The sequence below is a fragment of the Gordonia malaquae genome, assembly GCF_037148075.1.
Classification (GTDB): Bacteria; Actinomycetota; Actinomycetes; order Mycobacteriales; family Mycobacteriaceae; genus Gordonia; species Gordonia malaquae.
Genome location: NZ_JBBCUB010000008.1, coordinates 155,572 through 177,626, shown reverse-complemented (window position 1 = coordinate 177,626; position 22,055 = coordinate 155,572). Strand labels below are relative to the sequence as shown.

The window sequence follows — 22,055 nt, the reverse complement described above, 5'->3', positions numbered from 1 at the left end:
GGCACCACACCACTACTGCTGTTGCGTCCAGGACTGAGGACGGCGGCACGCCGCGGGGCTAGGGCGCTGCGCGCCCTTTCCCAGACGGGCGCTTCGCGCCCGTCAGAAGCCCGCTGCGCGGGCAGTGCCCTGCCGGACTTCACGAGGGGTCGAACAGGTCGCTGCGCGACCCTCTGAACAGCGAAACCCGTTCCCCACCAGGCGATCCCGTCACCACAGCCGAGGTTCGACGCTCCGCGCCAAACCCCTGCGCCCGCTCCGCGGACACCCAACCAAACCACGGAACCCTCCACGTTCCCTACCACGGAACCAACCACGGTCCCACCCAAGTAACCCCACCCGGCACGGTAATGTGGTATAAACGAATAAGGTACGTGTCATTTGTGTGTCGCCTCCCTATGCTTTCGGCCCTACCCATCCTCGCGTGATCACGCCCCAACGCGAGTCTGCAGCACGCTACTGTTCTGTATCTCTCCCAGAAAGTAGACGCGCACCAATGCCCCTGACCTCCCATCGGCGATCACCGCGCCTCATATGTGGCTTCATGTGTGCGGCTTCTGTGATCGCGGCGGCAGCACTCATCAGTGCCTGCGACCTTCCAGCAGCACTCACCTCAACGAGCACTACGGCTCCCATCCACGAGCCCACCCCGGACGCCTCCGAGTGCGTGCCACCGACTCTCCAGGTCACCGCGGACTGGCGCCGGGCGACCGCCTCCGAGATCCGCAGCTACCGCTGGGAGTTCCCGCCGCAAGCCGTGGTCTTCGTCTTGCCCCACGTGGAGATCGAATTCAAGAACGTCTCGCCGGAGAAGATCTGGATTCGCGAAGCATGGATCGACAACAAGTGGATCAGCTCCGACGGCGGCGCCGACTCCTCCAGGTACATCAAAGGCGCTGGCGCGTACGCCTCGGTCGTCCCCAAGCCGTACAGCTCGTCAGCTGACAACGACGCTCAATCGGTACAGCCAGGCGACACGATCAGGTTCACCCGTGACTGGGACACCTCCGGGTACCTCCCCGACGCCGAGTTCGCCGACACCAACGGCATCGCGCCGACGACGTACGTCGAGCCCGGCAACTTCTCCTGGTGGTTCGATTCGCCCGATCACCGGTCCTCGTGCGACGACCGACCATCCTCAGCACCCGCGCAAGCCCCAAAATAGAACCGCCCCACCCGCCATGGAAGCGCCCCGTTACTCGCTGATGAAGGGTCCCCATCTGGACGGCGTCCGACGCCCTCTACTCAGAAGTCCTACCGCCTGGTTGGACAGCGACCACGCCGATCGTTCGTGCCCCGAACATCGTGCGAGTGCCGTTGTGCGGCGGGTAGATCACCTTCTGATCGCCGCGGACCGGACGTAGCTGTCCACCCACAACGACAGTGTCGACGGAGATCCGATAGCGGCTGCACCCTTCGTGGACGCCTCCATCGATCTTGTCGAGGAAGCCCTCGACGTAGCAGGCCCGATCGCCGTGCAGGTCCATTCCCACGGGCTGTCCATTGATCACCTGGCTGAAGTCGAACGACCGCACCCGGCACCCCTCGGCCAGCGACTGCCCGTAGAGGTCTGTGTAGGCGTCGAGATCGTCTGGTGAAGCCGTCACGGGGTTGCTCCCACCGGCCGGTAGGTCGCCCCGTCCGGGACCTGTTGTGCGATCGCCGGTGCGGTCATCTCGAATTCATCGGTCCGCACTTCCAGTTCGGCGTCGACTTCGCGGCGCAGCCTCGCAGGATCAACCGCCACGGCCAGTTCTACCAGCCGAACTGTTGACCGATTCCCGGTCTCCTTCTCAATCTGACACCACTGCCGGTACCGCTGCTCAGCTGGTGCGCGGTCACTGAACCAGTCCCACGCCCCGACGCCTCCTTCACCGCTGTCGGCCGGGGCCGACGACACCACGAACACCGTATAGTCGCCCACTCTTTAGACGCCCTTCCCCCGCGTATTGATCGCATGCTCAAACAGTTCGCAAGCAGAGTGCCAGTGATAGTATCAGCAGCCACAGGCAGCACGGCCCGGGATATGATCCAGCCCCGACACCCATAATGGAAGCAGGCAGTCGTGACCAAGAGCCGGACGCACCTGATCGGGGCAGGACTACTAGCTGCGATCGGTATCGCTGCGCTGTCGAGCTGTGGGACAAGCGAGGGCCCGGCGGCGGAGCCGACCACACACGCCGTCGAGCAATCCGCGAGCCCGACATCGCCAGCACGGCCAACGCCAAGCTCCACACCAGCACCGCCAACGTCCCGCCCGACCGTGCAGCCGCCACAAGGCCCGCCGGTGCTGACCTACCGCCGCCAGGCCGCTCCCACGGCCCGCCCACCGGCCCTTCCCACGTCGTCGCCGACCCGCACCCCCAGCGCCGACATCGAGGTCACTGGACGGTGGACCGGCAGCATCCGCTCCTCGAAACTCAGCTGCGGGGCGCGGTACGGCTACGACCCCAACGACCGCACCCCAGTCGGGTGGGAGTACTACGCGGCTGGCGGCGTCCCGGGATACGCCGCAGTGAGCTTCACCTGGTCCGAAGCCTCCCGACAACCGAACGTTGCGATCACGTTCGTCGACCAGGACGGCACCCGCTGGGAAGCGAGCAGCGGAGGCGATCTGACCGGCGACGAGCCCACACTGTTCACGATCAGCGACGATCACCGAACCGTCACATTCTCCGCCGCCGGAGTAGCCACGCCACTGACGACCCCTGCCGACGACGACACGATCGCCCAGATATCGACTATCGCCTTCCGCGGCACCATCGCCTGCCGGACACTCCATCTTCGCTAGGCATCGGCCGCCCTGCCACCTGAAGCCCGCGGCCGAGGGTGAGGCCGAGAATCAATGGACTTAGGGGGTGAATCATCCCCTTGGACTACACCCCAAGAAGCCCACATCTCCGAATTCGGATCTCTACTCCAAGCACTGGATAGTATTCCTCGTCAGCTCTACCCAAGACGTGAAGGAACATCGACGTTGAACGTGCGTACTGGAACTACCCTGGCGCTGCTGTGTATCGCGCTCACCGCTGTAGCTGGATGCAGCAGCTCTAACACCGACACCGCGGCGGACTCCACGCCGACCGCCTCTCAGTGCCGTCAACTCGTGCCGTTCAGCGGGGGTGGCGCCCGGGGTGTCACCGCTGACGACGCCAGCCAGGCCCAGGAGGTCGCCGCATCGGTCCCTCTGCCCAAAGGCACATCACTGATCACTGGCCGACTGAGCACCGACAGTGACGTCAAGGATAAGTTCGCGATCGCGATCGACCTGTGCGGCTCGGGCATCGGCGACGCCAACGCCCTGCGGCCACTGGCAACACAGATCGCCAAGGCCTATAAGGCCTCACCACTGAGCGACTCGATCTTCGCCCTGTACGTCGCGCACTCGACGAGCTACACCGACACCGACGTCACCGGTCAGGTCAAGCTCAAAGACGCGGACTTCGCCACCCACCTGTGGAACGGCAAGCCCAGCGCTGCCGCCGAACAGCAGCAGTGGCAGGTCGTCGGCGCCGCCTGATCGCCCCTGCCCCGCTCCACTTCCCTCGGGAGTAGCAGAGGGCCCCGAGCGCTGGTTGCGGTCGGGGCCCTCTATTGCGGATCTGGACGATTCGCCGCCTGCGTGGTCGCGTTCTCATGGATCGCGCAGCCACGCAATCGCAGCGGCCTTGGCGAGGTCCGCGGTCGGCGCCGTACCTGAGGTGGATCTCAGCGGTATGTTCCACTCGTCTTCGCTTCCGGCTGTCCAGGTCCACTGCCCCTCCGACGGTTCGACCCACGCATACAGCAGCTCCCCCGAATCGGTCTCAGACGTGTCGTCGAGCACGAACCCACCCCCGCGCCGTGGAGTCCACATGTTCTCCAGCAGGGGTTCGACCTTGCCCATCAGGTCAGTCTTTCCAGGCGCGCGAGGTCGCCTCGATGGTGCCGAATGGGTCTTCGGCCGCGCGCTTCTCCAGGTAGTCCTGGTGGGCCACGATGCCTTCGTGGATGGTCTCGAAGGTCGGTTCGCCGCCCCACTGGTACGGGCGATCCTCCAGCCCCAGTTTCTTCACCTGTTCGGTCAGATCGACCTTGTCGTCACCCATCATTCGATGATCTCACTTTCGTTCTCGGGCTAGCTCCTGTGTGCAACGCAGCATCATCGCGTTGTCAGAGACACGGCCGCCGCTGAGTTCCAGTCGATTCCGTCGGCGTTGAACCGGTGTATCGACACCCCTTCAACGATCCCCGCGTCAGGAAATCCCGATGCTTCACCGTACGGGTCGGCCAATGCGTGGGCACGGAACTGCCCGACGGTCTTGTACAGGATCTCTTGCGCGGCGGACCGTGCTTCGTCGGCGCTGGCGAAGGGGCCGAGTCCTCCGACGTTGTCGTAGTCGATATTCCCGTCCTGCCGCTCGAAACGGCCGGTGACTTCGACCTCCCACTGGTATCCGTCCGCGTCACACCCAACTGTGCGCATCAGAACGCGGCCTCAGCTTCGGCCCGCGACGGGGGCAGCCCATCGCTGGTGAAGTGGCCGCCGACCGACTCGGACCCTCTCTCGATTGCGTACACGTCGCCTTCGGCCCACTGCGCGTACAGCTTGGCGATATTCTCGGCTTCCTGCCGAGATGTTGCTGCGCCTTCGAACCGGGACCCGTTGTACTCGTACTCCGCGATCACAACGTTCGGATCGGAAAGGACTGACTGGTCGCCACTCCACGAATCCCCCTTTCGACGGGCCGCGTTCCGGCAGCTGTAGAAATCCCCGGCCGGGCAGCTCGGCTCGGGGTCGACACCGATCGCCCACTCCTTGCCGCCGGACTCCCATCGCTCAATCGCAGTGTCACTGCTGTTGAAGAAGATCGACATGGCGTGCTCTCTTTTCGTGTTGGGGGTGGTCAGGCCAGGACGAGGTCGCTCGCGGACGAGCAGGGGTCCACGTTGTGGACGGATTCGATTGCTTCGCGGATCGTATGCGCTACTGCCGACACGATGTCGTGTGCTCGCGTCTGATCGACGGTGACCTGTGGCGGGACAGCGATGCTGTCGACGTCGTCCTTGCCGTCCTCGCGGAGCCCGTCGTACGGATCTACCGTCGTCCCGGCGGCCCATGCGTCGAACGCGACGGGAAAGTGCGCGTTGACCGCGGCCTGCAGTTCCTCATCGCGAGGCTCGTCGAGTTTCAGGTTCGCGATGTCTACGGCCTTGCGAACTGCGGCAATGTCGATGGGTGTGCTCATGTGTCGGTCCTATCTGAGGATGTGGTGAAGGTCAGCTGCGACCATTGTCGCGGACCTTGCGCCGGTAGTAGCCGTCGATGCTGTCTCCGGCGATCTCGGCTCCACGGGCGACGAGGTCATCGAGTTCGTACGGCGCCACGGTGCCCGCGTTCAGCGTGAGGGGGAGTTCGCCGGTGGCGGCTAGGACGTCGACGGCGCTCATCCGGTTGTCTCGGTCGGTTCCTGCCAGCGCCGCCCACACGCGGTCCTTGGCCTCCCAGTAGGCGGCCTCGGTGTCGATTCTGGCGGTCATTCTTCGAGCTGGATCTGTGCGGCGACCGCTTCCCAGTTGATCCGGTCGTAGTCCGCCGATGCCAGCTCTGAGCGGACATCGCGGGCGTCGGGGTGGGTCCGGACGATGCCGGTGACGTAGGTCTTCAGGCCGTCGAGGTCTCCCGCCTTGGCTAGGTCTGAGGCGCGGTAGGCGATACGGCGGCCATTGTCGTCGCCACCTTCGTTGCTGATGTACAGCGCGACCATCTCGGTGATCACCGCTTCGTAGCTGGCAGTCATGGGTCAATCCTCTTCTCGTTTGGCCTGCTCGGGTTCGTTCGCGAACTGCGGCATCATTTGCCGTCGGCGGGTAGTCCCGCCGATTCGTCGCGGCCGTCGTCGAGGTTGCGCTGCACCAGCTCATCGACGATGAGCGTGTACCAGTCGACCTCGTCCAGTGCGGCGTCGCTGATTTCTCCGAGGTCGCCGCGTGGGTCTGTGGCTCGCCCGAGGGTCTGGATCTCCTGAACGTACTGCTTCAGCTGCTGAGCAGCGGTCTCGACGCCGGTCCACTCGTGGTCGTCCTCGTCCCAGGTCGCGACGCCGACGCGTTTCATGTACTCGCGGTATAGCGGCTCGTTGCTTGTCAGATTCATCCGGACGGCGGCGGTGTCTCCGTGCGCCTTGTTGAATGCGGTCATTGGGCTGTCGCCTCTCTGCGCTCGATGCGCGTCTTGCTCTGGTCTTGCGTGCAATGAGTCTGGCTATCAGTCGGTCGGGGACCCTCTGCCTTGGTCATGCACAGCGTCGTTGCCTCGGGCGTGGGGCCGATGCCAGCTCGCCCGTCGAGGAGCGGTAGCAGAATGCGAGAGCCCCTGGGAGCGCTCGCGGCCTATCGACGGGGCGAGATGTCGCGGAGGAACCCGATTGCGCCCCGGAGGATTCCTCCGGCGGCATCCTGTTCGCCCTGGCTGAGGGTGTCCCACTGTTCGAGGAGGTCTGTAGCGTCGTACTTGCCGCGGTTGGCGACGTTGTACATGACGCCGCCGAAGCTGTCGTTGAGGACTTCCTTCATCACGGGGTGCTCTTGGATGTCGGTGATGGTGGCCATTTGTGTCTCCTGTTGGTAGATGGTGATCTGGGTTCGTATGGGTGGATCGGCTAGTCGCCGATGGCGTATCCGATACCTCCGTCGCAGCGCGAGCTTGTCGGTGCTGTCGTAGTACGCGTTGTCGTTGGAATCGACGACTACACCATGTTTTCTGCGGAGAACTCTGCGATGAACTCAGGGGTGAGACCCCCGTCAATAGTCCCGGTTGCAGGATTCGCCTCGCCCATGACTGTGGCATGTCCTCGACCGTTGAAGTTCCAGAACCGAATGGCGATTCCTGTCGCACCGTGATTGCTCCAGATAAGGCCCCCTTCGGAGATGTACATCTCTTCGGTGAAGTGCTTCCTGTAATCCTCGACCAGGTCTGGTTCCACGGTCTTTAGGACGATTTCTACGGTGGCCGCCCGAAGCTCTTCCATTGTCACTTATCTGCCTCCATGTCGGTTTGCCTGTTCGAAGGCAGTTCTTCCAGGATTATGATTTCACTATCGGCGTATCCCCAGCCGACAGGGGCCCCGTACACGTCTCTGATGTTCCATTTACCCGTCACATGCGCTCGTGCGCCGAGGTATTTCTCGATGCCCTCTGGAGCTTCCGTTTGACCTTCCACATCGTCGTCATTCTTCAGAGCAACGACATACTTCCATACGTTATTGGATGCGTCCGATGGATCAATGGTCGACGTGGGTAGTTTCATGGGTTCTCTTCTATCGCCGGTTGACGTCTCTGCGCTCGATGCGCGTCTTGCTCTGGTCTTGCGTGCAATGGGTCTGGCTGTCAGTCGACTCGAATCAACTGCCACCCGTGTAGCCAGAACAGTTCCTGGCCGTGCGATCGGTACTTGTCGGGGACCCTCGGGAAGTACTCCCAGTCGTCTGGGTCTTCGCAGTCTGACTTGGTCATGCACAGCGTCGTCGCCTCGGGCGTGGGCCCCTCGACGCACGCGAATACCTCGCCCCACGTGCCGTTGCGGTCGTTGTCTGCCCAGACTGCGACGAAGTCGGACAACGCCTTCTCGGTGACCACTGCGTAGCCGTCGAGGTCTCCGTGCGCCACGAGCATCAGATCGCCGTCGTCGACGTAGTCCTCGGAGAGTGCGTAGCGAGCTGTCATGGTGAAGTTCCTGCCCTCTAGTACCGCGCGTGGACGGCGTAGTTTCCCCGTCCGTCGCAAGCTGTCGTAGCCGCCAAATTGATCTCTGGCGCTGCTGGTCCGTACCAGCTGTCCGGTTGGCCGTGGCCTGCTCTCGCGGCGTCGCCGGGGGCCTCGAATAGGAACAAGTGGAGCGCTTCCGCGATCTGGTGCGGGACGCCGTCTTTGACAATGTGGAGACAGGAGTCACCGCCGTAGCCGCAGTCATCGACGTACTCCCACACACAGATCAACTCCACGTCGGCACCAGAGTTTATTTCCTGCAGGACTGAGCCGATGAGATCGTCGTCGTAGCCGTCGAGGAAGACCCCTGCGAGGTCGTCGTCGAGTGTGATGGTGGGCATGGGGCGTATCGCCTTTCACGTCGTTGTGGTCGGTTGAGCGGAGTCCTGCTTCATCTGCCGTAATGGGACCGCTCGATGTAGCCGAGTAGATCGTCGATGAGCTTGTTGACCACGGTGCGGGCGTCGCTTCCTGCGCTCGCCATCCCGCGGAGGCTGGCGTAGAGGTTGTCGAGGGGTTCAGCCAAGTAGGGGCCCACTGCCTCGGTGAGAGGGTCCTCGACGTCGACGTTCGCCGCACGACAGTCGTCGATCACGGCTATTCCGTCGCGGAGGGTGCCGAGCAGGTCGCCGACGTCGTCGAGCGTGCGGAACGGGCGACCGGCACCACCGTTGATGATGCTCTCGATGTGATCGATGAACCCACCGGTGACAGCGTTGTCGGGGTCGCGGTCGTTGACGGCAAGGCGGGCGGCTTCGATGAACTGGTCTGTCGTTGGTGAACTCATCTGCTGCGATTCTCTTTCGGTGTCAGGCGGGTAAGAGGCGATCCGATGCGACGCTGGCTCTGGAGGAAGCTCCTTAGCCGCATACCGCGCAGGGAGGCCCGCCGTCGAGCTGGCAGCCGCACTCGGCGTCCGTGTCCTGGCTGTGGTCGGTCGTCATCGGCGGGGCCACGATGCTGCCTCCTGGACGAGCTTCAGGAGGCCCTCTGGAGTTCCGTCGGCGGTGCTGAGGATCGCGTCGTCGTCAGTTTCCATGGCACTGTTGATGCGGCCCTGATCGGTGCACCGGCTGACCGACCACCCTTGGTGATCGAGGCGACTCCATGCCAGCGGCGCAAGCTCATCGGTGATCAGGAGCCAATGACGAGGAGTGCTCAGGGCGACCTCCAGGGCTGCACAGTTTCCGCCGGTTGTCGTCGGGCGGCCCTCAAAGCCAGCGCCAGTGAGAGCTGTGATCACGTCGCTGTATTCGCTGGTCAGGATCGCAGCGTAGTCCTCAGTCATGAGCGTTCTCTTTCGATGTATGGGTCGCTACGGGTTCAACGCGGTGCGCTGTGTCGCCGCACTCACCGGCAGCTACCAACGTGGAAGTCGACTTTCCTACGGCTTCCTCACCCTCGTTGGGGGTCAGAGTTCTTGTAGTGGTGTGTCTCCGCGTAGGTACTTCACGGCGCCGTCGTGGTCGAGGTGGGTTTTTCCGAATCGGTGTGGATCATCGCGGGTGTAGATCAGGTGGGCTCCGTCGAATCCTGTTTCCAGGTAGACAGTGCGCTCACCGTTCTGGAGGATCGAACGACCTTCGTTGTCCTTCTCCGACCACTCCGTGGTGTGTTCTTCGGGTGCCACGTTGGCGGCGGCCGCGAGCGTGTTCGCGGCGTCGACGTGTGCTGTGTGTGCTTCTGATGTCATCATTACCTTCGTTGTTCTTAGATCAGGCCTCTAGTGATGCCCGGGTCTAGTGCCAGTGGATCTACTTCTGCGAGGATCTCGTCGACCTCCTCTATCGGGATCGACTTCGTTTCGTTGGCGCCCTCGTAGACGAACGTCCGCTCTGATTGCACCCATTTGGCGTGGTTGACTGTTCGCGGATAGCGTCCGATCAGCTGGTACCACTTGCCGTCGGTGAGGCCTTGCCCGTAGGTGTTCTTGATCGTGTCGGGGACCGGCATACTAGCCATTGCGATGCTCCTCGATCGTTTGCCGAGCTGCATCGACGGAATCTAACCGAGTCTGGTCATGGTCGAGATACTTCACTCGGCCGTCGTCGGTGACGTGGACTGCGGCATACCAGCGTCCGTCTCCTTCGTGGTGGGCTTTGGCGCGGGATTCCACCCAGTAGTGGCCATCGATGATGGCTGTCTCGGCTCTGCAGGGCTGGTCGAACCAGGCTCCGCCTGCGGCCTTGTTTGCATTCCGGATCTCAGTGATGGTGGAGAACGGCATTGATCGGTAGTCCTTGTCGGTACGTTGTGTCGATGGTCGCCGGGACGCCCGTGGCTACGGTGAGGAGCGGGATGAGCATCATGCCCTTCCGCTCCTTAGCCTGCGGAGTCGGGTGTGGGCTGTTTCTTGGCCCATTCTTGGTAGAGTGCGCCGGGCAGATCGATTGTTGATGCTTCAGTCACTTCAGCTCGCGCTGTCTCCACGCCGTCGAGATAGGTGACCATCTCGCTGTGGCTGTACGCTCCGTCGTCATCGGCGACGTGTTCCAACTCGTAGTCGACTCGTGTTCCCACGTTTCCCCCCCTTGTAGTTGTTTTCTCGGTGGCGGATTTCGCCGTCGAGGTGATGTTGGTGCTGCCTCTACGTGAGGTCGTCGATCAGTACCCGAGCGACGACGGCTCCGTCAGCGGAATGGATCTCGTATCCGCCGGATGATGCGGCAAGCTCATCTGTCGGCACCGGACTCTGTCGGATGTGCGCGCGTATGGCGTTCAGTGCGTCTTCGACACAGGTGTGCGGTCCTGTCTCGAACAGTGGCAGGCTCTGCTCATCAGCAGCGTCGATGACGGTCGCCTGGATCATCGCTGGTGTTCCTCGCGTGACACCCGCAGACTCCTACCTGGTTCAAGGGCAGAGTTTCTCATCGGTTTGACCCCCCGGTCATGAAGTTTCAGGCCGATGATTCCCCCTCATTCGGCCTCTATTCTTCGGTGAGAATATCAGACTGAAACCACGGCTGGGTAGGGTCTGGATGTACCGACCGCAACCAGGGTCCAGGGCCTCGGACCGGCCGGGAATTCATCCGGGCCTATCGCCCCTCGACACCGCCTCCTCCTGGGCAGACCGTTGCGCGGGTCGACTGTCGCACCCTGGTGCATGCGGCGCCGGTCAGCTGCGGCGCGGTCTGTCCCTCCCGTCGTAGGGCACGGAGTCGTGCGGCTCGTCGAGCACTGTCGGACAGGCAGTGCGAAGCCAACGATTGCGGCGCCGCTACCCCTTCTCGACCACGCATCTATTGGACGGCCGGATGGTGATCTTCATGCGCACAGTGATGTTCCGCTTCTGGCGACTGAAAATGTCGTAGCCCTGTGTTGGACTATCGCCATGAGGTTGCATTCTCTTGACGGCGTACGTCGGAACGCTGAGGCTGAACTTGCTCGATGCCAGTCGGCTCGACTTTTGCGGACCGATGCGGTGATTCTCGATACCGAAACGACGGATCTGGATGGTTTCTGTGTCGAGATCGCGATCATCAGTGCCCGGACGGGCCTGACGATCCTCGACACTCTGGTTGATCCCAGGGCCGAGATCTCGCCCGAGGCCGCGGCTGTGCACGGCATTGCTCCTGTCGAGCTTTCTGGTGCCCCGACATGGCCTCAGATCGCTGCAGAGGTTCGTGCAGCCATCAGCGGCCGCACAGTTCTGGCCTACAACGCTCAGTTCGATCGGGCCGTCCTCGATCGCGAATTCACCCGAGCTGGCCTTATCGCTCCGGCGGCGCGTTGGCAGTGCCTTGCCGAGCTTCGGCGCAGGCGGGAAGGGAGCGATCGGCGTCGGCGCCTCGACGGTGGCCATCGTGCCCTCGGCGACTGCCACAGCGCTCGCGAGGTTCTGATGTCCGCCGCCAGGGCGGCGTAGCCGAGCAGTCCGCTGGTCGCGACTTGTGCCGCGCAGCGCAGACGACACCGCACCCCGGGGACGGGCGCGGTGTCGTCTGCGGCTTGATTTCGCCGGGCGCTAGTGTGCGGCGACGTACGCCGCGAGGATCTCCCGCGGAATACGGCCGCGGTCAGAGAGGACGTGGCCGTTCTCCTGTGCCCATTCGCGCACCTCACGGGTGCTGGCACCGGTGGCCGACAGGGCCGTTATTTGTTCGCCAGTCCCGCCGCGGCGGGATGAGGCCTGCGACGAGACCTTGCGAGCGGCGTCGAGAAGCTCTCCGAGGGTCCGATCCCGAAGGGACTCGTAGTTCGCCACGCTCGTGTCCAGTTCGTACTGTGCGCCTTCGAAGGCGAATCGCGCAACGCGCGCGTCGCCCTTCTCGATGATCTGTCCATCAAGGTCGTCGTAGATCTCGACAACTTTTTTGCGTGCCATAGTCTTCTCCCTTATCCCAGGACCTGATTGCGTGCGATCGGTGTCGGTTCATCCGCCACTTCTCGCGACTTCTTTGGGACTATACATTCTTTGTTCCGAATGCATGCTAGTCGATGCCATTTTCACCATTATCCGGTCTTAGCTTTCATCCCAGCCTTCGGGAACGGATATCGGCAGTGGGGTTCCCGGTGGCCACGCGTGGCCGCCGCGGTCGAGAATCATTTGCGAGATGAGGTGGCGAGTCCGTTGAGTCTCGATGAATTCCCGTTCGGCAGCACTGCGGGTGACGACTCTCATCGTCCAGCGGTCGCCGAGGACACTGGTGTATGTGACGTGACTGCCATCGCTCAATGTCGCCATCAGTTCCCGCCCGTACGGACCGCGTCGGGCGAGCATGTGTCGGGCGCCCGCAGCGATCGCCTGACGCTGGTTTGCTTCGTCTAGGCCTGGGTCCCACCCTCCCGATCGCGGGGTCGCGTACACCGTGAAAGCCCGTCTGCCGGAGTCTGATTGGACGAGCAGAGTGTCTAGGACGGAGTCTGCGTGACTGACCAGCGATAGGTCATAGCCGTCAAGCGCGGCTTCAGGGAGAATTATCGATCCGAAATCCAGCATCGTCTGGGTCGGGGTGTTCAGCGCGTGCTCACGGGCTTCCGGTGTGGTGATTGCACGGGGGCCTGGACCCATTCGACGGCGCGTCTGTGGCCTCATCCGTGCCCCCAGCGCATTGTGGTCTTCCGGGAGCGCGTGGCGACCTGTACTCACCGATTCACCTGCGAGTATCCGCGTGCGTGGCCGCTAGGCGCTACGATCAGTCCCTGGCAATGTTTCGCCGGGATTTCCGTCGGATATGGCCGGATATGACCGCGCACGCAGATGGGGAGATGAACAGGGCGATGGCTGACAAGATAATCCGGCAGCGCGTTGACGATTTTGACAACTCGTTGGATGCCGATCATCGAGTGATCTTCTCGGTCGATAGCCGCTGGTACCGGCTCGATGTGACTGATGCGAACCGCGACGCCTTGCATAAGGCGCTCGCACCATTTGTGAAGGTAGCCGAGAAGCTGCCCAGCCCTCCGCGTGGACACACCCTGACCGCGGCCAATGCCGCCAGCGACGCCGAGATTCGAGCCTGGGGTCGCGCCCAGGGGCTGACCGTCTCCGATCGAGGCCGCGTCAGCCAGGACCTGGTGGCCAAGTACTACGAAGCGCACTGAATCTACTCCGCGATCGACAGTCGCCATTTTGCGACGTACGGAGCCAGTGAGGTGACCATGATGCGATCCGAGTGGCCGGTCTGCGTCCCTTCCAGGATTCCGGCGGCCATGAGCGAGCCGTCCGTCGTTCTGGCGTACACCGGCGCCCCCGAGTCTCCGTGGTCCGCTTCGCCGATGAACGTGAAGTAGCCGTCAGCGACCTCGACCAGAGGTCCGCAGGTCAGCTCCGTTGTGGACCCCTTCTTGCACACCACTGGCCGGGTAGCCCTGAGCGTGTCAGCGCTGATAATGCCGGTGACATCGCCCTCGCCTGTCACCGCGGCGTACACGGGGTCCTTCGCGCGGATCGAGATCATCGCGATGTCCGCCGGTGCGGCGGAGACCTTCTCAACGACACCGACTGGGGCACCCGTGGTGGTCCGCACGACGGCGCCTTTGTCTCCGCAGTGACGCGCGGTGAGGCCTTTTGCCTTGCCTCGGGAATCGGCGAGCAAGAAACCCAGAGTGCATTCTTTCTCGCCGATGTCGATCGTCATCGCGGGCGCGATCGCCTGCGGGGACGCTCCGGAATGACTGGCCGGTCCTGCGCCGACGATCAGCATCGTTGACGCCGACACACCGACAACTCTCATCCACTGCACACAGTGATAGTACCACAGAGAATAGTGAAGGAATGGGCTCCTAATGCGGCGCCCGCGACGCACGAAACCCCTAGCCTGGAGACGGGCTCCGCGGCTAGGGGCTGTGCTGCAACACCGGATGCGCCCGGCGTCAGGCGTGGTGGCGAGGCAGGGTCAGACGCTCTGGGCCGCCGACTCCGCCGACAGCGCCCAGGTGATCTCGTTGAGCAAGTACACCGCGTCGTCGCGGCCGTAGTCTCCTACTCCTGCGATGGCAAGTTGCGCTTCGCAGGCGAGGTAGCGCAGCCACACGTCGTGGTAGCCGTACCACCCGTCCGAGTGGGTCCACCGAGCAGCTTCCAGCTGCCCGACGATCTCGGCCTGGTCGTCGGCGGTGACTCCCAATTCGGTGCCGAGCGCGGTGAGGAACATCGCCGCCTGCTCGTCCAAGGCGGCACCGTCGGCGAGCTGGCCGCGGCCCCGCGAGGCGAGGTCCTCGGCGTGGACTGCGAGCTTGGCGAACAGTGCTGGAGGCTGGGTGAAGACCGGCACTCCGCCGACGCTCCCTGATCCTTCTGTGGCGGACACTACGACCGTCAGAGATCCGACGGCGCCGGGGATCTCGGCACTGGCGGCCGCCAGCTTCGCCACGGCCGAACTGTGGCCACGCCACCGCCCGTAGAAGCTGACGTCGGCAAGCTCGGAGAGCATCGTGACGTTCTCGGGAGCTGCGCAGCCGTGCGGCAGGTAGCTGATCCCGTCGCCTGTCGCGGCGATCAGTCGGCCTTGTCCTTCGCGGACGAACACGCCGACGGCGACCTCGCTGAACACCGCCCGTGCCTGCTGCTGAGCCCGGATCGTGGCCAGCGCCTGCTGTGCGCGGATCTCCATCGACGGCAGCCCTGGCAGCAGAGCAGACGCGAACGCGAACGCGTCGGCGAGACTGACCGGCGCTGCGCTGCTCGTCGGTGCGGCAGCCGGGGACGCCGGAGCAGAGGGGGCTGACTGCGGGCCCGCGACGCCAGTAGTAGGAGGCGGCGCGACTGGGCTGTGCAAGGGTCCCGGGCCAGCGGTGACCGGCGGCGAGGAGGGCACCTGCGGAGCAGCGGTCCACGGCGCCGTGGTTCCAGCGACCCCTGCCGGGCTGCCGAGGAACGGACCGGCCCCGATGGGCGCTGCGGCTGGCGCAACTGCGGCCGGTGCCGCAGCCATCGGCGCCGATGCTGCAGCGAGCGATGTCGCCGCACCTGCCGCCGACGAGGTCTGCGTGGCTACATCTGCCGACGACGTCGTCGTCGGCGCGTCTCCGTGGGCTGCGGTCAGGGTCGTTTCAACCGCGGCTGGAGCGACGTGCTGGACCGCAGACACGGCATCGTTGACGCCTTGATGCGCCAGTCCCGCCGCGCCGTCGATGATCTGGTGTGCACCGGACTGCAACTGCGTGACCGGATCGACCGCACCGTCTGAGGATGCCGAGGCAATCGTCGATTCATGGTCGGGAAGCTCCTCCCCGCCTTGCGGTGCCGAGTCGTCACCGCCCTTGGGCGAGGAGAAGGACGACTCGCTCTTGGGCGTCGGGGCGTCGGGGCCGTCGTCCTTCGGCCCATCGTCCGGCGCCTTGGGGTCCGACCCGCCGGTCGCCGGTCCGACATCGCCGCCCTCGGTTGCTGAGCCTCCGGCGTCAGACGCCTTGTCTCCCAGGCCGAGGCGGTCGGCGATGGCGTCTGTGACACTCGACGGAACTGCTGGACCGAGCGCCTGACGAAGATCCGCGGTGGTGTTGATCCCGCCTTCCCCGGCGATCTTGGACAGGGTGTCGGGGTCTCCAGCCGCCACCTTTCCCAGCAGGTTGGCCACGCCGTCGGTCTGTCCTTGCCCGGTGAATCCGTTGGCCATCTGGTTCAGAAGGTTGCCGGTGTTCGCGCCGTTCATCATCGGCATCGACGGCTGCTGCCCCATCATCGGGTTTCCACCCATCATCGGGTTGCCGCCCATCATGGGGTTCATTCCGCCCATCATCGGGTTCATCCCACCCATCATGGGGTTCATTCCGCCCATCATGGGATTGCCGCCCATCATGGCGTTCTGCCCGGCCAAACCCTGCAGGAGACCAGTACCGAACTGCTGCGCGGTCGACCCAACGTTCTGCCCCAGTGCCGTTGTCGGCGTCGCCGGAGTGGGTGTACCCGGAGTCGGGGTCGCCGGAGTCGGCGTCGCGGGAGCGGGCGTCGTCGGGGTCGTTGTTGTACTGGGCGTGGTCGTCGAACTCGGCGATGTCGTCGTGCTGGGCGAGGTGCCGCTCGGTGCGGGGGTCGTGGGTGTGCCGCCGGTGTTGCTGATGTCTTCGGTCGACTTCGCCGACGGGCCGCTCGTCTCGGAGTCGGTTCCGGTCTTCCCCTCGGTACCGGTGGTGCCCGCCTTATCGTCACCGCCCTTATCGTCGCCGCCCTTGTCCTCGCCGCTGGTCGTGCCGTCGTCTTCGCCCTCGCCCGTGCCTTCGGTCTTGACCGTCCGGACAGTGCCCTTCGCAGGGCGTGATCCTGTCGCGCCGAGTGTCTGCAGACGATGCAGCATCGAGTTGTATTCACCCATGAAGCTCGTCTGCGCAGCGGCCACCTGCCCTTGGGCCTGGCTCCGCAGTGAGGTGATCTGCTGTTCGGTCACTGCCGCAGCGGCAGCTGCCGTCGCCGGTCCACCTGCGACAGCTCCGGCGGCCGTTGCCGTCGCGCCTGCCTGCTGCATCGCGGCTTTCTGGGTGTGGAAAGCGGTATCGATCGTGTTCAGACGGGTCTGGAAGCTGTCGATCCCGGCAGCCATCTGCTGCATCAAGGCTGCAGCCTGCGAGTGATCGTCTTCGGCGCCGGTCAGGGTCCGCGCGTGATTGGCTGACTTGACCTGGAACGCGGTTCCGGTCAGTCCGACGAGCGCCGGGTCCACTGATGCCGCGGCTTGGCGGACCACGCCAACGCCATCTGCTGCCAGCGAGGCGTTCTCGGTCTGACCGGCCGCGTCCGCACGGAGTGCATCGGCGCTTTCGTGAGCCGAGTCCCACACTCCACCGATCAGGGCGGCGGACTCTTCGTTGGCATTCATCGGCACAGCCATGGCGCGCCCCCTTCGTCATTGAACGTCATTATCTGCAGATACTACCGTCGAGCTGCCGTAGACATCGGCACTACATTCCCCGCATCTGGGTCCTGAATATCCTCGGCTGAGTCGACCGGCATCTCGCTGAGAATTTTATTCAAGTCGTTGGCCTCGGCAAGGATGTCCCCGTTCGCCTCAGCCAAGTCCAGGACTTCGTTGATGGTGTGCATGAAGGCCGCCGACACACTGTCGACATCACCGAGGTTCTCCAACGACGACAGCATCGCCATCGGCTTGTCCTGGACCCAGAACCCCTGAATGATCGGCCCTGGCTCGTCGACGACCTCGCGCAGCTCATCACGGAAGCGTCCCAGGATCACGTTTGCACGCTCTTGCATGGTCATTCGCAGTCTTCTCCTGGCCTAGTACCCGATGTATCCACCGGCGCGCTGCGCCATGAACTCATCGAGACCGCCGCCGTCCTTGCGGGCTCCGCGGTTGGCGATCATATGGTTGATTCCGGCGCCAAAGCTGGCCTCCGGGTCGTAGATGTTGTTCGAGGTCCCCGCCGCGTGGTAGGCGGCGAAAGTCGTCGGGATGGTCTGCATAGGGCCGCGCGAGGATTGAGCGGGCGCGCCGTCGACCTGCGTCGGGCCGATCGCGTTCGAGTCGGTGAGGTTGACTGCGTTCGCGTCGCCACCTGACTCGTGGTGCGACATGTATTTGAGGACAGCTTTCCACTTGGGCCGCGCCTCCGGCTCGATGCCGGTCTTGTCCATCGCGCCTTCAATGGCGGCGTCGATCTGCGCTTCACTGAGCTTGCCGTGAGTCTTCTCGTAGGCAACCTGGTTGACGCTGATCGGCTCTGGCTTGGTCGACCCGTTCCACGCTTGCTTGACTGCCGAGAGCGCGTTGCTACGCCCTTCGGGGGTGCCGAGCGCGTCGGCCAGTTGCGCCATCTGCTGCGCTGACAGGAATACCGTGCCCTGCGGGTACTGCGGTGCCGTTGACGCCTGCTGCATCATCGGCGCCGCGGCCATCATCGGCATCATGGCCGCACGCTGGGCCATCTGGGCCATCTGAGCGGCTTGCTGGGCCATCGCCTGCTGTTGCGCCATCTGCTGAACCATCGGGGCGACGGTCGTCGGTCCCGAGCCTGTGCGCCCGGTGAGCGCCGACGCGAGGTCCCCTGGGACCGACTGGACACGGGTGGCCCCTGCCCGGTCAGCGGCGACGATCTTGTCGACCCCCGTGCGAGTCTTGTCCTGGGTCACCCCGGCACCATCGAGTTCGCGACGTGTGCGCGTTGCCAGCGCGTCGAGAACGTTGCGGACGCCCGGCTCGCGGGCGTTCTGCTTGTCGGTGACGCGACCGCCCAGCTCGTCGACCTGGCGGCGGCCTGCGTCCAACGCCGACGTCGCAGCGGGAACATTCACCTTCGTGGGTGTCATCTCGCTCTATGCCTTCGCAACTAGTCGCCGGTCGGCACGGAGCCGGGCTTGGTCGGCCCACCCGCATCGGTCGGCGGCGTCTTCGGATCAACTGCCTGGCCGGGCTTGGGTCCTCCGGTGAGAAGATCCGTCGCGGCCCGTTCGCCACTGTTCGGGTCCTTCGTCTGCCCGGGTGAGACCTCGCCGGAGACAGCGTGGTCGCCGGTTCCCGTCTTGCCGGGATCGGGGACGTCGTACTTGTTCGGCGATGTTCCCTGAGTGGGGCCGTCGGCCTTCGGCTCGGTACCGGGATTGGGGTCCGGTCCGGGCTTGGGGTCTGGTCCGGGCTTGGGGTCGGAGTCCGCAGCCGGAGCGGGGGCATCGCCCTTGGGTTCGAGTTCGAAGATCCCCTGATGTGGGCCGTTGAAGCTCGCGACCTCACTGAGCGGCATGACCTTCCCGTCGACGAGCACTCGCTGCTCGCCGAGGTAGACGCCCTTGTGATCGTCACCGACGATGACATGGCCCGGGCGCAGCTCTGCGTTGGAGACGACCTTGCCCATGTCCTGTCCGGGTGCGCCGACTTTGAAGCCGTGATCCCCGGCGGCCTTCTCGATCGTCGGCGCAGTCGCCCCGTCCTGCGGGTAGAGGGCCTTGACCATCTGGGCGGTCTTCTCGTCGGGGAACTTGACGTCCTTGCCGTCGATCTTCACCGTCTTATCCGCTTCGCCGTCGTGCTTCTTTCCCGTGTCCGCAGGCGCGTCCTTGTCCTTGGAGTCCTCGGCCTTCCCGTCGTCGCTCTTGCCCGGCTTGGAGTCGTCCTTATCCCCCGCGGGGCCGCCCTTAGCTGGCGCTTTGTCCTTGGGCTTGTCGTCCTTGGGCTTGTCCTCGGACTTGTCGGAGTCCTTCGAGGGTTTCTTCGGCTCGTCGCCGCTCTTGGGAGCGGCCGACTTCGGCGTCTCGGCGCCCTTGGGCTTGTCCTTTCCGAGATCACGCGAGAGCAGATCCTGGAGCGACCGCTGATTCTGCCCGAGCGGGTTCTGCTGCCCCAGCTGGTTCAACGGGTTCTGGTTCATCGGGTTCTGCCCGAGCGGGTTCTGGTTCATCGGGTTCTGCCCGAGCGGGTTCTGCTGCTGCTTGCCCTGATCCAGGATCGACTTGAGCTTGTCCACGCCGGTGGGCGTGGTGGAACTCGGGGTGGTCGACGTCGGCGACGGCGAGGTCGGAGTCGTCGACACCGGTGTCGTCACCGACGGCACCGAGGTGACCGGGCTCGGCGTCGTCTTCTTCGACTCGCGGTCCTCGTCCTTGTCCTTGTCGGTGTCCTTCTTCGTTCCGTCGTCAGTGACGGTCGGCTTCTTCGGCTCAGGCACCCACGACGAGGGCTTATCGCCGGTGGGTCCGCCGCCGAGACCACGGGTACGGGCCCACGCCTGTGCGGCCGCCTCGGCCTTCTTCACTTCGGCGTCGATGCTCTTGTTCGCGTTATCGACCACGGTCGACATGTTCTTCAGGCTGCCCTCGTCCACGCTCGTGAACTGCGGCGGCATGATCCCTGCGCCGGTCTTGGCGATCGCCTCACGCGCGTTGACGTTCTGCTCGCGAACTGCCTGGTAGGCAGTGTTCGCGGCAGTAGCGGTGGCACTGACCGCATTGCCCATCGGCACGATCACATCGGTGCCGAGCGCGCCCAGCGCCTTCAGTGACGGTTCAGCGTTCTGGTGGTACTTGGCGATGACCGGCTCGTCGGCGCCGTACTTGCGGAACAAGCCACTGATCTTGTTCGACATCTCTTCACCGCGGTCGACGAGCGCGTTGAGCGCGTCGATCGCTGCGGCCAGGTCCGGGGTAATCGGACGCGAGGGGTCCTGCGGCCAGGTCTCCTCCGGATCGATCCGGAAGAGGGTGTTGTTCACGATCTGCAGCTCAGCGTCGCGAGTTCGGACCACGACATCGCGTGAGCCGTCGTTGGTCACGGGCAAGTACTGGGTCGTAGTGGCTTGACCCCCCTCGGTGACCTGGTCGATGAACTCAGTCCCCGGGGTCCGTTCTGGACGGTCGTCCACTGAGGGCGCACCCAGACCGAAAGCGCTCCAGACGACTGATCGCATATCCGAATCGAAGAGCCACGTCGCGAGCAGGATTCCGCCGCCGATAATCCAACCGGGCCCGGGAATAGCTAGTGCGGCCACGCGTAGGCCGACACGGGCCCCCAGCCCTGCCAGACGTTTGGTGCCTGCCTTGACCAGAGTCTTCGAAGCGACCCTGCCGATCGGCTTTCCAACGAACGGCACCTTCGTTGCCGTCTTTCCGACCGCCCGAACAACCGGCTTCTTGGCGACCTGGCTCATCTTGTTGTTCCAGTTCGCGATCATCCGCGTCTTGCTCACCGGTCCTGGATTCGCAGGAACGTGAACACGCGGCATTGCCCGTGTGGGCGCACCCGATGGGTTGACGCGAGGAGGAGGTACCGGACGCGCTGGCGTGTTGACCGTCGGCGCTGTTGCGGGCTTGCCGTAGTTGCGCGCCTTGTCCGCCAGCGTCCCCCCTCGACCGGCGTCCGTGACGTGACTGCGCAGCGCCGCCTGCCATGCCGGAGTCATGGGAGAGAGCTTGCGCTGTACGACCGCTGCTCCTGCTGCACCGGCAACAACCAGCGACGGCGTCCAGAACCCGAGGGAAGGATCGTACGACTCGATCGCGCTGGCGGTGTCGCGAATCGTGGGGTCGGTGATGGTGCTCGGACCCTCCGTTGCAGAATCGCCGAGCACCGAGGTCATGTCGACCTGCGAGGACGGGAACGGCAGGCCGAGGTCGTCGTTAGACATCTGTCACCTTCTTTGCCGTCGACTGGTCAATGTCCTGAGTTCCGTTGGCCTGCTTGATAAGCGCGTCCGCAACTTTCGTCACGTTCCCAGCGATGACTCCGACCTCTTCGAGAGTGATCTTCACTCCGCCTTCGAGCCGGACAAGCACGTTCTCCACCACCGGCATGACGTGACTACCGACCGTGGCCGCTTCGCGCACTGTCGCGATCGCCGCCTTCAGATCAGCCTCGTACGTGAGGACCTCTTCGGCGACCGCCTTGAACTCGCCTCCCGCCGCACGCAGGGCGTCGGGGTCCATGTTGACGATCTTGTTATCGCTCATTGCGTGTCCCCCCTACTTGCTGTGCGATGTTCGTATTCATCGGTCACCGCCCCCCTGTCGACATCGTCAGACGATCGGCGAAGTCCACGCGCCAGGCTTCCTGAGCGGCGTGGATGACACCGTTGACCAGTGAGTTGAATCCCAATAGGGCCATCTGATGACGTCTGCGCGCCTGATCATCGGAGTCCGAGGGACGTCGGGCCGCATCGGATTGGAAGCTCTCCAGCAGCGCGGGTGCGACTTGCAGGAACGCGACACGGTTCCTCTGGACTGCGCAGATGATCGACGGGTCCTCTGGGTCGTCTCCGGCGCTCCCAAAAGCGTCGTAGAAGGCGTTAGCGCGCGCCTCCTCGATTTGACGCAGTCGCGTGACCGCGTCCAGTCCTACGTCCGGCATCCAGGCATCCCCCGCCTTCGCTTGCTGTCACGCGACCCGGCCGCCGCCTCGCCCTGTGGCGATGCGGACCCCCTGACCGAA

Annotated in this window: 36 protein-coding genes; 5 read left to right on the top strand and 31 right to left on the bottom strand. The window is 64.2% G+C overall.

Annotated elements, in window-relative coordinates:
• Positions 1-667: 667 nt before the first annotated feature.
• Entirely contained in the window at positions 668-1,165 is a 498-nt protein-coding gene (locus WFK36_RS22405) for a hypothetical protein (RefSeq protein WP_336794435.1), read from the top strand.
• A gap of 76 nt (positions 1,166-1,241) precedes the next feature.
• Here the strand turns inward: WFK36_RS22405 and WFK36_RS22400 are convergent, their stop codons facing one another.
• A complete protein-coding gene (locus WFK36_RS22400; RefSeq protein WP_336794434.1) occupies positions 1,242-1,607 on the bottom strand; it encodes a hypothetical protein in 366 nt (121 codons plus the stop codon).
• Positions 1,604-1,924, bottom strand: coding sequence for a hypothetical protein (locus WFK36_RS22395; protein WP_336794433.1), 321 nt, complete (start codon positions 1,922-1,924; stop codon positions 1,604-1,606). The genes WFK36_RS22400 and WFK36_RS22395 overlap by 4 nt, the downstream gene beginning before the upstream one ends.
• Before the next feature lie 363 nt (positions 1,925-2,287).
• Here WFK36_RS22395 and WFK36_RS22390 point away from each other — a divergent pair, with 363 nt between their 5' ends.
• Together WFK36_RS22390 and WFK36_RS22385 are read left to right on the top strand one after the other, a co-directional pair.
• Positions 2,288-2,791: a hypothetical protein gene (locus tag WFK36_RS22390; protein WP_336794432.1), complete on the top strand. Its 504-nt coding sequence runs from the start codon at positions 2,288-2,290 to the stop codon at positions 2,789-2,791.
• Positions 2,792-3,106: 315 nt separating this feature from the next.
• On the top strand, positions 3,107-3,520 hold the full coding sequence (locus WFK36_RS22385) for a hypothetical protein (RefSeq protein ID WP_336794431.1): 414 nt from the start codon (positions 3,107-3,109) through the stop codon (positions 3,518-3,520).
• 114 nt (positions 3,521-3,634) lie between these two features.
• Here the strand turns inward: WFK36_RS22385 and WFK36_RS22380 are convergent, their stop codons facing one another.
• The 20 genes from WFK36_RS22380 to WFK36_RS22285 form a co-directional block, all read right to left on the bottom strand.
• Positions 3,635-3,886 carry a hypothetical protein gene (locus tag WFK36_RS22380; protein ID WP_336794429.1) on the bottom strand — a complete coding sequence of 84 codons (252 nt, stop codon included), beginning with the start codon at positions 3,884-3,886 and terminating at the stop codon, positions 3,635-3,637.
• A 4-nt stretch (positions 3,887-3,890) separates the two neighbouring features.
• Positions 3,891-4,088, bottom strand: coding sequence for a hypothetical protein (locus WFK36_RS22375; protein WP_336794427.1), 198 nt, complete (start codon positions 4,086-4,088; stop codon positions 3,891-3,893).
• Positions 4,089-4,141: 53 nt separating this feature from the next.
• Entirely contained in the window at positions 4,142-4,465 is a 324-nt protein-coding gene (locus WFK36_RS22370; RefSeq protein ID WP_336794425.1) for a hypothetical protein, read from the bottom strand.
• Positions 4,465-4,857 carry a hypothetical protein gene (locus WFK36_RS22365; protein WP_336794423.1) on the bottom strand — a complete coding sequence of 131 codons (393 nt, stop codon included), beginning with the start codon at positions 4,855-4,857 and terminating at the stop codon, positions 4,465-4,467. Before WFK36_RS22365 ends, WFK36_RS22370 begins: the two co-directional genes overlap by 1 nt.
• Before the next feature lie 29 nt (positions 4,858-4,886).
• The gene (locus WFK36_RS22360; protein ID WP_336794421.1) at positions 4,887-5,228 is read right to left on the bottom strand and encodes a hypothetical protein; all 342 of its coding nucleotides are present in this window, start codon (positions 5,226-5,228) and stop codon (positions 4,887-4,889) included.
• A 31-nt stretch (positions 5,229-5,259) separates the two neighbouring features.
• Positions 5,260-5,520, bottom strand: a complete 261-nt coding sequence (locus WFK36_RS22355; protein ID WP_336794419.1) for a hypothetical protein — start codon at positions 5,518-5,520, stop codon at positions 5,260-5,262.
• Positions 5,517-5,780 (bottom strand): hypothetical protein, encoded by a 264-nt coding sequence (locus tag WFK36_RS22350; RefSeq protein ID WP_336794417.1) that lies wholly within the window; start codon positions 5,778-5,780, stop codon positions 5,517-5,519. Before WFK36_RS22350 ends, WFK36_RS22355 begins: the two co-directional genes overlap by 4 nt.
• A gap of 53 nt (positions 5,781-5,833) precedes the next feature.
• A complete protein-coding gene (locus tag WFK36_RS22345; RefSeq protein ID WP_336794416.1) occupies positions 5,834-6,181 on the bottom strand; it encodes a hypothetical protein in 348 nt (115 codons plus the stop codon).
• Between the two features lie 191 nt (positions 6,182-6,372).
• Positions 6,373-6,591 carry a hypothetical protein gene (locus WFK36_RS22340; protein ID WP_336794414.1) on the bottom strand — a complete coding sequence of 73 codons (219 nt, stop codon included), beginning with the start codon at positions 6,589-6,591 and terminating at the stop codon, positions 6,373-6,375.
• A 137-nt stretch (positions 6,592-6,728) separates the two neighbouring features.
• Positions 6,729-7,016 carry a hypothetical protein gene (locus WFK36_RS22335; RefSeq protein WP_336794412.1) on the bottom strand — a complete coding sequence of 96 codons (288 nt, stop codon included), beginning with the start codon at positions 7,014-7,016 and terminating at the stop codon, positions 6,729-6,731.
• Positions 7,013-7,288, bottom strand: a complete 276-nt coding sequence (locus WFK36_RS22330) for a hypothetical protein (protein WP_336794411.1) — start codon at positions 7,286-7,288, stop codon at positions 7,013-7,015. Before WFK36_RS22330 ends, WFK36_RS22335 begins: the two co-directional genes overlap by 4 nt.
• A gap of 80 nt (positions 7,289-7,368) precedes the next feature.
• Positions 7,369-7,704: a hypothetical protein gene (locus WFK36_RS22325; RefSeq protein WP_336794409.1), complete on the bottom strand. Its 336-nt coding sequence runs from the start codon at positions 7,702-7,704 to the stop codon at positions 7,369-7,371.
• Between the two features lie 17 nt (positions 7,705-7,721).
• Positions 7,722-8,087, bottom strand: coding sequence for a hypothetical protein (locus tag WFK36_RS22320; RefSeq protein WP_336794408.1), 366 nt, complete (start codon positions 8,085-8,087; stop codon positions 7,722-7,724).
• Positions 8,088-8,137: 50 nt separating this feature from the next.
• Positions 8,138-8,533: a hypothetical protein gene (locus WFK36_RS22315; RefSeq protein WP_336794406.1), complete on the bottom strand. Its 396-nt coding sequence runs from the start codon at positions 8,531-8,533 to the stop codon at positions 8,138-8,140.
• Positions 8,534-8,686: 153 nt separating this feature from the next.
• A complete protein-coding gene (locus WFK36_RS22310; RefSeq protein WP_336794405.1) occupies positions 8,687-9,034 on the bottom strand; it encodes a hypothetical protein in 348 nt (115 codons plus the stop codon).
• A gap of 123 nt (positions 9,035-9,157) precedes the next feature.
• The gene (locus WFK36_RS22305) at positions 9,158-9,442 is read right to left on the bottom strand and encodes a hypothetical protein (RefSeq protein WP_336794403.1); all 285 of its coding nucleotides are present in this window, start codon (positions 9,440-9,442) and stop codon (positions 9,158-9,160) included.
• Between the two features lie 14 nt (positions 9,443-9,456).
• Positions 9,457-9,708 carry a hypothetical protein gene (locus WFK36_RS22300; protein WP_336794401.1) on the bottom strand — a complete coding sequence of 84 codons (252 nt, stop codon included), beginning with the start codon at positions 9,706-9,708 and terminating at the stop codon, positions 9,457-9,459.
• A complete protein-coding gene (locus tag WFK36_RS22295; protein ID WP_336794399.1) occupies positions 9,701-9,973 on the bottom strand; it encodes a hypothetical protein in 273 nt (90 codons plus the stop codon). Before WFK36_RS22295 ends, WFK36_RS22300 begins: the two co-directional genes overlap by 8 nt.
• 95 nt (positions 9,974-10,068) lie before the next feature.
• On the bottom strand, positions 10,069-10,266 hold the full coding sequence (locus WFK36_RS22290; RefSeq protein ID WP_336794398.1) for a hypothetical protein: 198 nt from the start codon (positions 10,264-10,266) through the stop codon (positions 10,069-10,071).
• A gap of 67 nt (positions 10,267-10,333) precedes the next feature.
• A complete protein-coding gene (locus WFK36_RS22285; protein ID WP_336794396.1) occupies positions 10,334-10,555 on the bottom strand; it encodes a hypothetical protein in 222 nt (73 codons plus the stop codon).
• 294 nt (positions 10,556-10,849) lie between these two features.
• On the opposite strand from WFK36_RS22285, the gene WFK36_RS22810 reads away from it, so the two are divergent.
• Positions 10,850-11,611: a 3'-5' exonuclease gene (locus WFK36_RS22810; protein ID WP_419717520.1), complete on the top strand. Its 762-nt coding sequence runs from the start codon at positions 10,850-10,852 to the stop codon at positions 11,609-11,611.
• Positions 11,612-11,710: 99 nt separating this feature from the next.
• Here WFK36_RS22810 and WFK36_RS22275 read toward each other — a convergent pair whose 3' ends face one another.
• Positions 11,711-12,070, bottom strand: a complete 360-nt coding sequence (locus WFK36_RS22275; protein WP_336794393.1) for a histone-like nucleoid-structuring protein Lsr2 — start codon at positions 12,068-12,070, stop codon at positions 11,711-11,713.
• Positions 12,071-12,208: 138 nt separating this feature from the next.
• Positions 12,209-12,685: a DUF3710 domain-containing protein gene (locus tag WFK36_RS22805; RefSeq protein ID WP_419717522.1), complete on the bottom strand. Its 477-nt coding sequence runs from the start codon at positions 12,683-12,685 to the stop codon at positions 12,209-12,211.
• A 281-nt stretch (positions 12,686-12,966) separates the two neighbouring features.
• Between WFK36_RS22805 and WFK36_RS22270 the strand changes: the two genes are divergently transcribed.
• Positions 12,967-13,290 carry a histone-like nucleoid-structuring protein Lsr2 gene (locus tag WFK36_RS22270; protein ID WP_336794391.1) on the top strand — a complete coding sequence of 108 codons (324 nt, stop codon included), beginning with the start codon at positions 12,967-12,969 and terminating at the stop codon, positions 13,288-13,290.
• A 2-nt stretch (positions 13,291-13,292) separates the two neighbouring features.
• On the opposite strand, the gene WFK36_RS22265 is transcribed toward WFK36_RS22270, so the two are convergent.
• The 7 genes from WFK36_RS22265 to WFK36_RS22235 form a co-directional block, all read right to left on the bottom strand.
• Positions 13,293-13,931 carry a chymotrypsin family serine protease gene (locus tag WFK36_RS22265; RefSeq protein WP_336794390.1) on the bottom strand — a complete coding sequence of 213 codons (639 nt, stop codon included), beginning with the start codon at positions 13,929-13,931 and terminating at the stop codon, positions 13,293-13,295.
• 153 nt (positions 13,932-14,084) lie between these two features.
• Entirely contained in the window at positions 14,085-17,015 is a 2,931-nt protein-coding gene (locus WFK36_RS22260) for a hypothetical protein (protein WP_336794389.1), read from the bottom strand.
• Positions 17,016-17,056: 41 nt separating this feature from the next.
• Positions 17,057-17,401: a hypothetical protein gene (locus WFK36_RS22255; protein WP_336794388.1), complete on the bottom strand. Its 345-nt coding sequence runs from the start codon at positions 17,399-17,401 to the stop codon at positions 17,057-17,059.
• A gap of 18 nt (positions 17,402-17,419) precedes the next feature.
• The gene (locus tag WFK36_RS22250) at positions 17,420-18,448 is read right to left on the bottom strand and encodes a lysozyme family protein (protein WP_336794386.1); all 1,029 of its coding nucleotides are present in this window, start codon (positions 18,446-18,448) and stop codon (positions 17,420-17,422) included.
• Positions 18,449-18,468: 20 nt separating this feature from the next.
• Complete coding sequence (locus WFK36_RS22245; protein WP_336794384.1) at positions 18,469-21,255, bottom strand: hypothetical protein; 2,787 nt, start codon at positions 21,253-21,255, stop codon at positions 18,469-18,471.
• Positions 21,248-21,577: a hypothetical protein gene (locus WFK36_RS22240; protein WP_336794382.1), complete on the bottom strand. Its 330-nt coding sequence runs from the start codon at positions 21,575-21,577 to the stop codon at positions 21,248-21,250. The genes WFK36_RS22245 and WFK36_RS22240 overlap by 8 nt, the downstream gene beginning before the upstream one ends.
• A 43-nt stretch (positions 21,578-21,620) precedes the next feature.
• Entirely contained in the window at positions 21,621-21,974 is a 354-nt protein-coding gene (locus tag WFK36_RS22235) for a hypothetical protein (protein ID WP_336794381.1), read from the bottom strand.
• Positions 21,975-22,055 lie beyond the last annotated feature (81 nt).